Origin of the sequence: Roseateles sp. PN1 (assembly GCF_038419725.1) — a bacterium.
Lineage (GTDB): Bacteria > Pseudomonadota > Gammaproteobacteria > Burkholderiales > Burkholderiaceae_C > Paucibacter_A.
On sequence record NZ_JBCARA010000009.1, the window covers coordinates 159,763 to 172,040 of the forward strand.

The 12,278-nt window shown below is 65.3% G+C and carries 13 protein-coding genes; 12 read left to right on the plus strand and 1 reads right to left on the minus strand.

The features are described from left to right. The first annotated feature begins 115 nt into the window (after positions 1–115). From AABB87_RS15135 to AABB87_RS15150, 4 genes are all read left to right on the plus strand, one after another. Entirely contained in the window at positions 116–1,021 is a 906-nt protein-coding gene (locus AABB87_RS15135) for an EamA family transporter (protein ID WP_341972097.1), read from the plus strand. Further along, the gene (locus AABB87_RS15140; protein ID WP_341972014.1) at positions 1,018–1,761 is read left to right on the plus strand and encodes a hypothetical protein; all 744 of its coding nucleotides are present in this window, start codon (positions 1,018–1,020) and stop codon (positions 1,759–1,761) included. Before AABB87_RS15135 ends, AABB87_RS15140 begins: the two co-directional genes overlap by 4 nt. 86 nt (positions 1,762–1,847) lie before the next feature. Further along, positions 1,848–3,140 (plus strand): glycoside hydrolase family 18 protein, encoded by a 1,293-nt coding sequence (locus AABB87_RS15145; protein ID WP_341972015.1) that lies wholly within the window; start codon positions 1,848–1,850, stop codon positions 3,138–3,140. 93 nt (positions 3,141–3,233) lie between these two features. Further along, entirely contained in the window at positions 3,234–4,484 is a 1,251-nt protein-coding gene (locus AABB87_RS15150) for a carbohydrate porin (protein WP_341972016.1), read from the plus strand. Between the two features lie 33 nt (positions 4,485–4,517). On the opposite strand, the gene AABB87_RS15155 is transcribed toward AABB87_RS15150, so the two are convergent. Beyond that, entirely contained in the window at positions 4,518–5,501 is a 984-nt protein-coding gene (locus AABB87_RS15155; RefSeq protein WP_341972017.1) for a cation diffusion facilitator family transporter, read from the minus strand. 246 nt (positions 5,502–5,747) lie between these two features. Here AABB87_RS15155 and AABB87_RS15160 point away from each other — a divergent pair, with 246 nt between their 5' ends. The 8 genes from AABB87_RS15160 to AABB87_RS15195 all read left to right on the plus strand — a co-directional run bounded on the left by AABB87_RS15160 (position 5,748) and on the right by AABB87_RS15195 (position 12,185). After that, a complete protein-coding gene (locus AABB87_RS15160; protein ID WP_341972018.1) occupies positions 5,748–6,146 on the plus strand; it encodes a DUF1924 domain-containing protein in 399 nt (132 codons plus the stop codon). A 13-nt stretch (positions 6,147–6,159) separates the two neighbouring features. After that, on the plus strand, positions 6,160–6,654 hold the full coding sequence (locus AABB87_RS15165; protein ID WP_341972019.1) for a diheme cytochrome c: 495 nt from the start codon (positions 6,160–6,162) through the stop codon (positions 6,652–6,654). Further along, entirely contained in the window at positions 6,626–7,354 is a 729-nt protein-coding gene (locus tag AABB87_RS15170; protein WP_341972020.1) for a cytochrome b/b6 domain-containing protein, read from the plus strand. The genes AABB87_RS15165 and AABB87_RS15170 overlap by 29 nt, the downstream gene beginning before the upstream one ends. Before the next feature lie 16 nt (positions 7,355–7,370). Then, entirely contained in the window at positions 7,371–8,039 is a 669-nt protein-coding gene (locus AABB87_RS15175) for a winged helix-turn-helix domain-containing protein (protein ID WP_341972021.1), read from the plus strand. Beyond that, on the plus strand, positions 8,039–9,448 hold the full coding sequence (locus AABB87_RS15180) for an ATP-binding protein (protein WP_341972022.1): 1,410 nt from the start codon (positions 8,039–8,041) through the stop codon (positions 9,446–9,448). The genes AABB87_RS15175 and AABB87_RS15180 overlap by 1 nt, the downstream gene beginning before the upstream one ends. 46 nt (positions 9,449–9,494) lie before the next feature. Continuing rightward, the gene (locus AABB87_RS15185) at positions 9,495–9,884 is read left to right on the plus strand and encodes a methylglyoxal synthase (protein ID WP_341972023.1); all 390 of its coding nucleotides are present in this window, start codon (positions 9,495–9,497) and stop codon (positions 9,882–9,884) included. Between the two features lie 317 nt (positions 9,885–10,201). Next, positions 10,202–10,369: a hypothetical protein gene (locus AABB87_RS15190; RefSeq protein ID WP_197418200.1), complete on the plus strand. Its 168-nt coding sequence runs from the start codon at positions 10,202–10,204 to the stop codon at positions 10,367–10,369. A 139-nt stretch (positions 10,370–10,508) separates the two neighbouring features. Further along, positions 10,509–12,185 carry an NAD(P)/FAD-dependent oxidoreductase gene (locus tag AABB87_RS15195; protein WP_341972024.1) on the plus strand — a complete coding sequence of 559 codons (1,677 nt, stop codon included), beginning with the start codon at positions 10,509–10,511 and terminating at the stop codon, positions 12,183–12,185. Positions 12,186–12,278 lie beyond the last annotated feature (93 nt).

The window sequence follows — 12,278 nt, forward strand, 5'->3', positions numbered from 1 at the left end:
GTCAGGCGGCAGCCCGGCGCGTGCTCCGCTCTGGCCTTGACCCACTGAGCCCCGCAAACTTTCGGCTCGCCTTGCTTCTGCCCTGAGAATGGTCAGCATGAGCCCGAGTACCAGTCTGCCCTTCAAGCACTTCCTCCTTGCCTTGGCCGTGGTGGCCATCTGGGGCAGCAACTTCGTGGTGATTCGTCTGGGGCTCAACACCCTGCCGCCGCTGCTGTTCGCCACCCTGCGCTTCGCCTTTGCGGTGCTGCCAGCGATATTCTTTTTGAAGAAGCCGGACCTGCCCTGGCGCTTACTGGCCAGCTATGGCCTGCTGATCGGTGTGGGCCAGTTCGGTCTGCTGTTCCTGGCGATGCGCGGCCCGAATGCCGCGATCTCACCCGGCCTGGCTTCGCTGGTGATCCAGACCCAGGTCTTCTTCACCCTGATGCTGGCCATGCGCGTGACGCGCGAGATGGTCAAACCCTATCAATGGCTGGCACTGCTGCTGGCGGCGGCCGGCATTGGTGTGATCGCCAGTCACACCGACGGCAGCGCCACGCCCCTGGGGCTGGTGATGATCTTGTTGGCGGCCTTTTCCTGGGCCTGCGCCAATATGGTGGGAAAGCGCGCCGGGCGGGTGAATATGCTGGCCTTCATGGTCTGGACCAGCGTGTTCGCGGTGCCACCTTTGTTGGTACTTTCGTTGATGATTGAAGGCCCGGCGCTGATGGCCCAAGGCTTGGCTCACGCCGATGCCCTGACCTGGGCCGCCGTGCTGTGGCAGGCTGTTGGCAACACCTTATTCGGCTACGGTGTTTGGGGCTGGTTGCTGGCGCGGCACGCCCCGGCCACCATCGTGCCCATGGCTTTGCTGGTACCTATCTTTGGCATGAGCACGGCGGCCTGGGTGCTGGGTGAAAGCCTGCCGGGTTGGAAGCTGCTGGCAGCCGGCCTGGTGCTGGGCGGTTTGGCGCTGAACTTGTTATGGCCGCTGCGGCCCTGGCGTGCGGCGGTGCAGTTGGAAGGAGCGAGCAAATGAGAACAGCGGTCTTGGTGAAGGCATCGCTAGCGCTGCTGGCCTGGACGGCGCTGGCCGCCACGGCGGCCGAGCCGCGCAATAAGAACCTGTGGGTCGAGATGCGCTGGGTCGAGAGCAGCGTCAGTGGCGCCGCCCTGGCCGGCGTGCGCGATGGCGCGGTGGTGGTGGGCACTGCGGGCTCGGTGTCGCCGCGCGGGCAAATCGTGCTGAGCACGCAGCGCCGTGACGAGGCCGCGCAGCAGATTCAGCGCGTGTTGGTGCTCAACGGTGGCACGGCGAGCGTGCAGCTGAGTGAACAAACGCCGGTGCAATGGCTGGATTACGGCGTGCAACTGGAGGCTGGGACGGTGGGCGGGCGGCCGGCGCTCGGTGGCAATGGTGCGCCCAATGGTTCGCATAGTGGCGCCAAGGTCCTGGCCTTGCCGCGCACCGGCTGGGTCGAACGCAGCAGTGGCTTCACCGTCAACCCGCAGTGGCCCGGCGGCCAGCAGCCGGTGCGGGTCACGCTGACCGCGCTGTCGGCTGGCCCCAACGTGGGCGGGGGCTCAGCGGGCGATGTGCCCGGCCAAGGCCGCCAAGCTCAGTTTCAAAGCACGGTCATGGTGCCGCTGGGCGAATGGCTGACCGTGGCGCGCAGCGGCGCCGAGCTGCAGCGCGCCGAGCGCGGCGTGACCAGCAGCCGTGATGCTGAAATGCGCAGCCTGCGGGAGTTGCAGATTCGGGTCGAGCTGGCGCCTTGACTTGTTCGCTAAGTGGTATTTGATTGGCCTCTTTTGGCGCGCAAAACTGTTAGGCTAGCGGCAACCTTAGCTGCCCCTCACGCGCCATGTCGCTCCGCTCTCAGTTTTTCGTTTCCCTGAGCCTTGCTGTCGCCGCTGCCTTGCTGGCCATGCCGGCAAGCCATGCCGCCCCAGCCGCCAGCCCCCCCGCCTACCCCTTGTTCGGCGGCAAGCCCCTGGCCGTGGAGCGGACCAGCGCCAAGGTGGTCGGCGTTTACACGCCGATGTGGGAGTCGGTGAACCATGTCGAGCGCCTGAACGGCGACAGCGTCACCCACTTGCTCTACGCCTTTTTGCGCGTCTGCGGCCCTGGCCAATTGCCCAAGGACGCGGCGCGCTGCGCAGGCAAGCGGGACTTTGAGCTGACCACTGGCCCGGTCGAGAAAACCTTTGACGCCGCCTTCAGCCGCCTCAAAGCACGCGCCCCGCATGTGAAGGTGCTGGCCTCGGTGGGCGGCTGGGGCGGGTCGGACCCGATCTTCCATCTGGCGGGAGACGCACAAAAGCGCGCCGTCTTCATTGCTTCGGGCGTGCAGTTCCTGCGCGATCACCGCGGTTTTGACGGCCTGGACATCGACTGGGAGCACCCCGGCAATAACGGCGACGCTAACGGCGTTCAGCTCGGCAGCCCGCATGACGGCAAATACTATGCCGAGCTGCTGCTGGAACTGCGCCAAGCGGTGGACGCGCTGACAGCCGAAACCGGCCGGCCCTATCTGGTCAGCATCGCCCTGAATACCACCCAGCCCGTCGTCAGCCTGATCGACTTCAAGCGCGCCAGCCCTGCGCTGGATCTGGTCTTCATGATGACCTATGACCATTACGGTGCCTGGTCTGCCGGCGTTGGCAATCACAGCAGCCTGCGCAGCAGTTCACCCGAGGCGGACGATAGCCTGGAGCGCGCCGTGCGCAATCTGGCGCAAGCCGGGCTGCCCGCCGCCAAGATGGTGGCCGGTGTGGCCATGTATGGCCGCGGCTTCAGCGGCGCTGCGGGGTCGCAGACCGGCTCGGCCAAGGCCGCAGGCTTCCCCGGCGCCGACGGCTCGCTGGGTTACCGCAGCATCGCCGGCCGCTACCTGGATGCCAAGGGCCAGGGCCTGCACGGCTGGCAGGCAAGGCTTGACCCCACGACCCAGGCCTGGAACCTGTTCCACCCCCAGCACAAGCTCTTCATCGGCTATGACGACCCGCGCGCCGTGATTGCCAAGGGCCAGTACGCCGTCAAGACCGGCCTGGCCGGCGTGTTTGCCTGGGAGCTGAGCCAGGATAATGGTGACTTGCTGAATGCGATGAACTTCGGCGTTGGCAATTTGCTCTTGCCGCAGCAGAAGCAGCCCTGAGGCGCCGGCCGGCGCGGCCCATACAGCGATTTGACGGAGAAAAGCTGCTGAACTGAGCTTGGTTGCGGGAATCCAAATCGCTACAGTGGGTGCATGAGGTTTGCAGAGTTTCTTTTCGCTCCCCGCGCCGTCGCACTGATGCTGGTGCTGGCCCCTGCATGGAGCCTGGCCCATGCCGCGGCGCCCGAGCTGGAGGCGGAGCCTGCTGCCGCCGCAGCACCCAAGGCTTGGCAATGGGCTGGCATCTACAAGGCTGACGCCTTGCATGCCAATACCGGCTCACTCAATAGCTGGGTGGGCAATCTGAACTTGCGGGCCGATGCCGATGCCGGCCAGCTGTTCGGCTGGGCCGGCACCAGTTTTCATATCGAAGCCTTGCTCAACCACGGCGGCAAGCCCAATCAGCTGATCGGCAGCACCCAAGGCATTAGCAATATCGAGGTCGCAGAAGGGGCCGCGCGCTTGTATGCCACTTGGCTTGAGCATGAATTCGCGGAATCAGGTACGCGGGTCTTGTTCGGCTTGTATGACCTGAACTCCGAGTTCTACTCCACGGAGGCATCGGCGCTGCTGATCAATCCCTCCTTCGGCATCGGCGTTGATGCCTCGCAAAGCGGCCGCAACGGCCCCTCGGTTTTTCCCAATCTGGGTTTGACCCTGCGGCTGCGGCAAGCCTTGGGTGCCAGCCACTATGTGCAGGCCGCGCTGATCGACGGCGTGCCGGGTGATCCTGCTCACCCGGGGCGCACCGTGGTCAAGCTCAGCCGTGAGGATGGCGCCCTGGGCGTGTTGGAGTTTGGCTACCAGGAGCGCGGTGAAGACGGCGGCAACGGGCCCGGCCATTGGGCCTTGGGGGCGTGGCAGTACAGCGCACAGAGCCCGTCGCGGGCGCATGGCAGCGCCGGCACCGCGCGCAATCACGGCATCTACGCCTTAGCTCAAGGCCTCTTGCATCAGGGCCAAGGCAGCACCCGCACGATAGGTTTTGTGCGCAGCGGCCTGGCGCACAGCAAGGTGAATGCGGTGGACTGCGCGCTGGACACCGGCCTGCTGATCGAGCATCCGCTGGCCTCGGTTTCCGGGCTGGCGAACCTGGCGCCGCAGACCTTTACTGCAGGCTTGGCCTACGCCCACTACGGTCAAGGCTGGCGTGACGCGCAACTGGCTGCTGGCACGCCAATCAGCAGCCATGAACTGGTGCTGGAAATCGGCGCCCGCTGGCAGCCCCTGCCGACGCTGGCGGTGCAGCCTTTGCTACAGCACTTGTGGCATCCGGGTGGCCGGCGCGAGGCCAGCAGCACTTTGATTGGCGCGCGTTTGGAGTGGAGTTTCGGCGCGCCCTGAGCAGTCTCTGTGACTGTTTGCCTGCTTGCCGCCTCAGCTGCGGCCTGGCCCGTGATCCAGATCGGGCTTGCGCCAGGGATCCAGATGGGTCATCAAATCGAGCACGCGGTGGCGTTGCAAGACGCGTTGGCGGGCCAGCACCGCAATATCGTGGCCGGCCTCAACGGTGATCAGCGCATCCACCTCCAGATGCGCGTCCACCACGATCAAATCGCCCATCTTGCGGGTGCGTAGATCGTGCACGTTATGCACGCCGGGGGTTTCTTCCAGGGTTTTGCGGATGGCGGCCACTTCCTCTTCGTCAATGGCGCGGTCCATCAAGTCGTTCAGTGCGTCCCAGCCGAAGGTCCAGCCCATCTTGCCGACCATAAAGCCTACGATCAGCGCGGCAATCGGGTCCAGCAGCGGGTAGCCGGCCAGATTGCCAATGATGCCCACGCCCACCACCAGCGATGACGCGGCGTCCGAGCGCGCATGCCAGGCATTGGCCACCAGCATGCTGGATTTGACCCGTGTGGCCACCGCCAGCATGTAGCGGAACAAGCTTTCCTTGGCCACCAGGGCGATGCCCGCCACCCACAGGGCGGTGCCATGCACGACCGGAATGCTGTCGGGGTCCTGCAGCTTGTGCGCTGCCGACCACAACATGCCCACGCCCACCGCCAGCAGGATCAAGCCCAGCACCAAGGAGGCTGCGGTCTCGAAACGGTGGTGGCCGTAGGGGTGGTCTTCATCGGCATCTTTGCGGCTGTGGTGGCCGGCGAACAGCACAACGAAGTCCGACACCAGATCCGACAGCGAATGGATGCCGTCCGCCACCAAGGCCTGTGACTTGGCCATGATGCCCACCGCGATCTGAACGCAGGTCAGCACCACGTTTACCACCACGCTGACCCAGGTGCTGCGCGAGGCGGCACGCACCTTCTCTTGCGGGCTGAGGGCGGGCAGGCCGTCCTCGCCCACCGCGTGGCTTTCATGGTCGCTGTCGTGGGGCTTGAATTCTGAATGAGGGGGCATGGTGGGGCAGGCAGCAGGGCAGAGCGAGGCAGGCGAACATTCTCGGCGACTGAGCTTAAGGCTTTCTGAGCGCTGCAGCGCTGATCTGCCGCAAGGTGGTTCTCAAGGCAAGGCCGCACAAGTCCCTCATGCGCTGCGCATCCCAAATCGGGCGTCCAACGGCGTTGCCTTAAGAAAGCCCTAAGCCCAGCCGGGCAGCATGACAGGCATCGATAACAAGCTGGTGAAAAGGAAAGAGAGCCTGCGATGTCCTACTTTCTGAAACGAGTCTCCGCGACCTTGATGCTGACCCTGCTGGCTGCTGCAGCCCAGGCCGACACGCCCGAGCAGATGTTGGCCGCTTACAGCGCCCAAGCTGGCGTGCCGGCCAGCCCGCAGCGTGGGCAGCAATTCTTCAACCGCAACCATGGGCAGAGCTGGCAATGCGCGTCCTGCCACGGCGTGCTGCCCACCCAAGCGGGCCAGCACGCGGCTACGGCAAAGCCGATTCAGCCCCTGGCGCCGGCCTTCAACCCGGCCCGATTCAGCGATAGCGCCAAGGTGGAGAAATGGTTTGGCCGCAACTGTAAAGACGTGCTGGCCCGCGCCTGTACGCCTAGCGAGAAGGCCGATGTGCTGAGTTGGTTGCTGACGCTCAAACCTTGAATAGGAGCTGCTCATGAGTGCAAACAAATTCCACCGAGCCCGCGCCATACTTTCCGGCCTCTTGCTGGGCGGCCTCGCCGTCGGGCAGGTGAGTGCCGATGGCGATCGCTCACGCGCTGCCGGCGCGCCCTTGCTGCCGCTGTACAAGCAGGAGTGCGCGGCCTGCCACATGGCTTATCCGCCGCAGTTCCTGCAGGCCGCGTCCTGGCAGCGTTTGATGCAGGGCCTGCCGCAGCATTTCGGCAGTGATGCCTCGCTGGACCCGGCCACTGTCAAGGCCTTGTCCACCTGGCTGACGGCCAACGCGGGCACTGGCAAGCGGGCGGCTGAAAACCCGCCACAAGACCGCATCACCCGCAGCGCCTGGTTTGTGCGCAAGCACGACGAGGTCTCGGCCGCCAGCTGGAAGCTGCCCGCCGTCAAGAGCGCCGCCAACTGCGCGGCCTGCCATACCCAAGCCGACTCCAAAGGAATTTTCAATGAACACGATGTCCGCATCCCCCGCTAAGTCGGCTGATCCGCAAGCGTCTGCCAGCCACGCCCCTGGCGCGTCAAGCCAGCTGATCTGGGATCTGCCGCAGCGCCTGGTGCACTGGTTGATGGTGCTGAGCTTTTCCGGCGCCTACCTCACCGCCGAGACCGAGCGCTGGCGCTTGGTGCATGTGAGCCTGGGCTATACCCTGGCCGGTTTGGTGATCTTTCGCCTGGTGTGGGGCCTGCTGGGCAGCCGCCACGCGCGTTTTGCCAACTTCGTGCGTGGGCCAGCTGCCGTGCTGGCTTATCTGCGCGGGTTGTTGCAGGGGCGGCCGCAGCACTTTGCGGGCCACAACCCGGCCGGTGCGCTGGCGATTGTGGCCATGCTGGGTTTGGCCCTGGGCCTGACCGCCAGCGGCTATGCCACTTACACCGACTTGGGCGGCGAATGGCTGGAGGAGACGCATGAGCTGCTGGCCAACGGCCTGCTGGCCGTCATCGGCCTGCATGTGCTGGGTGTGCTGGTGTCGAGCTGGCTGCACCGGGAGAACCTGCCGCGCGCCATGATCACAGGCCGCAAGCAGGCCGGACCCGAGCAAGGCATTCGCCGCAGCTGGGCGCCGCTGGCGGCCCTGATCTTGGTGGCGGTGCTGGGCTTCTGGGCTTGGCAATGGCAGCAGGCCCCCGTGGCTTCAGCGGCGAGCGCGCAGCAGCACCATGATGATGACGATTGAGCGGCAATAATTCCTCATGCGAATACTGCTTGCAGAAGACGACCCGCTCTTGGGCGATGGCTTGCGGGCCGGCCTGCGCCAGCTTGGCTTTCAGGTCGACTGGGTGCGCGATGGCCTGGCGGCGGAGCGCGAGGCCCGCGCTCAGAGCTATGCCGCAGCGGTGCTGGACCTGGGCCTGCCCAAGCTCGATGGCATGGAGGTGCTGGCCGCTTGGCGGCGCGCCGGCCTGACCCTGCCGGTGCTGGTGCTGACCGCCCGTGACGCTTTGTCCGAGCGCATCCGCGGGCTTGACGCGGGTGCCGATGATTACGTCATCAAACCGGTTGACCTGCATGAGTTGGCCGCCCGCCTGCGTGCGTTGGTGCGGCGGGCCCACGGCCAGGCGCAGGAATGCCTGGTGGCGCAAGACCTGCAACTGGACCCTGCCGCGCGCAGCGTGCGGCAAGCCGGCGTGGAGGTGGCTTTGTCCACCCGCGAATTTGATCTGCTGCAAGCGCTGATGCTCAATGCCGACCGCGTGCTGTCGCGCGAGCAGCTGGAGCAGCAGCTCTACAGCTGGGGCAGCGAGGTGGAGAGCAACGCCGTCGAGGTGCATGTGCATCATTTGCGCCGCAAGCTCGGTGCCGGCCTGATCCAGACCGTGCGTGGCGTGGGCTATTTGCTCACCGCCAAGGCGGCGCCGTGATGATGGCGATGCCCCCGCCGGCCAAGCGCGCGCCGTCTCTGCAAGGCCGTTTGCTGGCCTTTGTGCTGAGCCTGGTCTGCCTGCTGTGGGCGGCCACTGCGGCGTTGACTTGGTGGGATGCCCGGCATGAGCTGACCGAGTTGCTGGACGGCCATTTGGCCCAGGCCGCTGCCTTGCTGGTGGTGCAGCAGGCTGCACATGAATTCGCTGAAGACGCGCATGAGGTGGACGCACCCAGCCTGCACCGCTATGCCCCCAAGGTTTTGTTTCAGGTCTTTCACGAAGGGCATCTGGCGCTTCGATCGGCCAATGCACCTGAGCAAGCGATGCTGGACCTGGCGCAGGCACGCGTGGGCGGTTTCAGCACGGTGAAGCGAGACGGCGAGTCCTGGCGCTTCTTCGTCGCCCGTGGGCAAGAGCGCGATGTGCTGGTGCTGGTGGGTGAGCGCATGGACTCGCGCGACGCCATCTTGATGGCGGTGCTGCGCAGCACGCTCTGGCCCATGCTGCTGGCCCTGCCTTTGCTGGCTGCCGGCTTGTGGTGGGGGGTGTGGCGCGGCTTTGCGCCGCTGCGGCGCATTCAGGCCGATCTGGCGGCGCGGCCCGCTGGTGACTTGCGCGCCCTCGATCTGGCCGCCGCGCCGCGCGAGACCCAGGGCATGCTGCAGGCCCTGAACGATCTATTCGCCCGCATTGCCGCGCTGATGCAGGCCGAGCGCCGCTTCACGGCCGACGCGGCGCATGAGCTGCGCACCCCCATCGCCGCCATCCGCGCCCAGGCGCAAGTGGCCCTGGCCGAGCCCGACGCGGAGTTGCGACAGCACGCTCTGCACGCCACGCTGGCGGGCTGTGACCGGGCTGGGCGCTTGGTGGATCAGTTGTTGACGCTGTCGCGCCTGGAGGCGGGCGAGTTGCCGGCCATGCAGGCGCTCAATCTGGCCGATGTGCTGCGCGGCCAGGTGGCCGAATTGGCGGTGCAGGCGGTGCAAAAAGGCCAGCAGCTGGAAGTGGCGGCCGAGCCTGCAGTCTGGGTGGCGGGCAACCCGAGCTTGTTGGCGGCGCTGCTGCGCAATCTGCTGGACAACGCCATTCGCTACAGCCCGACTGCCGCGCAGATCCGCCTCAGCGTGAGCGCGAACGGGTCGGCCGGCGTTTTGCTGCAGGTGGAAGACAGCGGCCCCGGCCTCAGCCCGGCCGACGCGGCCCGCCTGGGCGAGCGTTTCTTCCGCGTGCTGGGGCATGAGCAGCCGGGCAGCGGCCTGGGCTGGTCGATTGCCCAGCGCATCGTGGCGGCACATGGTGGGCGCATCAGTGCCGGCGCTTCGGCGGAGCTGGGCGGGCTGGCGGTGCGGGTGGAGCTGCCTGGCGCTGCAAGGCCCGTGAGTGCGGCCCCTTCCGCCGCAACTTGACGCTGGTTTGTAACTCGCCTCGCCTTAGCTGCCCTAGGATTTGGGCATGAACATCGCCCTGATCGCCCACGACGGCAAGAAGAACCAGATGGTCGCCCTGGCGGCCGAATTCAAGACTTTTTTGCAGAGCTGCCGATTGCTGGCCACCGGCACCACCGGCGGGCGCCTGCAGCGCGAATGCGGCTTGCAGGTGGAATGCCTGCTCAGCGGCCCCTTGGGTGGCGATCTGCAAATCGGGGCCCGCCTGGCGGCCGGTGAGGTGGATGTGGTGATCTTTCTGCGCGACCCCATGACGCCGCAACCCCACGAGCCCGACATCAATGCCCTGGTGCGCGCCTGTGATGTGCACAACATCCCCTGCGCCACCAACCCGGCAGGCGCACGGCTGCTGCTCTCAAAACTGGGGTCAGAGTCGATTAATTTGCCGACTCAATAAATTGACTCTGACCCCAGTATTTGGGCTTGGGGGCGTGGCCGTGGCGCGGCGCCCACAATCGGGCGCGCGGTGGCTCAATTTGCAGGGTTTCGGGCTGCGTCAGCATCAGAAAAAGCGCTTGGGCCCAGAACACCGTAAAATGCGCGGTTCATTCCAACTCAGTCGCGCCGGGTTTGGCTTTGTTTTCGGGTTTTACGCCCTGGCTTCATTTTTCGAATTGAGCCGGGCGGCAGAGTCTGAATCGGGGCTGCGGCAGCGGGTTGGTGATCTTTTGCAATACCTTTTCTTGCATCCAATCCCTTGTACCGGAGCCATTCATGGGCAACAAAATCATTACCGAAGCCGCTAGCCGCGCCACTCCCCGTCCCGTCGCTCCTAAGGGCGTGACCTTCACTGCCCCCAAGGGCCAGAAGTGCAGCCTGGAGCGTGGTTCGCACACCCGCAGCAAGAAGAACCCCGGCAAGCGTTGCAGCAACGGCGGTTAATTCAGCCTCGGCATTTGGCCGAACTTGCTGGATTTGCTGAAAACATCAGGCCCTTCCTTTTGGCAGGGCCTTTTGTTTTTTCGACCCTGAGTCTGTGAAGATTCCGGTCAAAATTTGAATCACTGAAACACCCTTCACCATGCTTCGCATCACCGAACTCCGCCTGCCGCTTGACCATGCCGAGGACGCGCTGCGCCCCGCTGTTGTGCAAGCCCTGGGCCTGGCGAGCGATGCGCAGCTCCTGAATTTCACCGTCTTCAAGCGCAGCTATGACGCGCGCAAGCGCTCGGCCATTCTGCTGATCTACACGGTCGACTGTGAACTGGCCGCCGGGCTTGAGCCCGAAGTGCTGGCGCGTCATGCCGGCAACCCCCACATCAAGCCTTCGCCCGACACCAACTACAAATTTGTCGGCCACGCGCCGGCGGATTTTTACGCGACTGAGTCCCGGCCGCGCCCGGTGGTGATCGGCTTTGGCCCCTGCGGCATCTTTGCCGCCTTGATCCTGGCCCAAATGGGCTTGCGCCCCATCGTGCTGGAGCGCGGCAAGCAAGTGCGCGAGCGCACCAAGGACACCTGGGGCCTGTGGCGCCAGAGCGAGCTCAACCCGGAGTCGAATGTGCAGTTCGGCGAAGGGGGGGCCGGCACCTTCTCGGACGGCAAGCTGTGGAGCCAGATCTCCGATCCGCGCCACCTCACCCGCAAGGTGCTGACCGAGTTCGTCAAGGCCGGCGCGCCGGAAGAAATCCTGTACGTCAGCAAGCCGCATATCGGTACCTTCCGCCTGGTGTCCATGGTGATCAAGATGCGCGCCGACATCGAGGCCCTGGGCGGCGAGATCCACTTCGAGCAAAAGGTCACCGACGTCTTGATCGAAGACGGCCCCAAGGGCAAACATATTCGCGGCGTCAGCCTGGCCAGCGGTGAGCAGATCCGCACCGATCACGTCGTGCTGGCGCTGGGCCACAGCGCCCGCGACACCTTCACCATGCTGCACGAGCGCGGCGTGTTCATGGAGGCCAAGCCCTTCTCGATCGGCTATCGCATCGAGCATCCGCAAAGCCTGATCGACAAGGCCCGCTTCGGCCCCAATGCCGGCAACGAGATTTTGGGCGCGGCCGATTACAAGCTGGTGCACCACGCCAAAAACGGTCGCTCGGTCTACAGCTTTTGCATGTGCCCCGGTGGCACGGTGGTGGCGGCCACGTCCGAGCCCGAGCGTGTGGTCACCAACGGCATGAGCCAGTATTCGCGCAATGAGCGCAATGCCAATGCTGGCATCGTCGTGGGCATCAGCCCGCAAGACTACCGGCAAGACGGCAAGACCGACGGCCCGGTCAACCCGCTCGACGGCATGGCCTTCCAGCGCATCTGGGAAAGCCGCGCCTACGAGCTGGGTGAGGGCGGCTACAAAGCCCCTGGCGCGCTGGTGGGCGACTTCATCAAACGCCAGCGCAGCCGCGTGTTGGGCAATGTGGAACCGTCTTACAAGCCCGGCATCACGCTGACCGATTTGCAGCAAAAAGGCCGTGGCAGCTTGCCGGAGTACTGCCTGGACGCGATTCGCGAGGCCTTGCCCGCGTTTGAGCGCCAGATCCGCGGCTTCTCCATGCCCGATGCGGTGCTGACCGGCGTGGAAACACGCACCTCCTCACCGCTGCGCATCACTCGTGGGCGCGACTACCAAAGCCTCAACGTCAAGGGCTTGTACCCCGCCGGTGAAGGTGCGGGTTATGCCGGCGGCATCATGTCCGCGGGGGTCGATGGCATCGAGGTGGCCGAGGCTCTGGCCAGCGCGATGCTGGCAGCGGGCTGATCGGCGCTGGTCAGCCTCAGTAAGCGCCAATCAGCAAGTGGCCGCAGCTTTCGCGGCCCACTTGCATGATCGAAACCCGCAGGCCTGATCGCT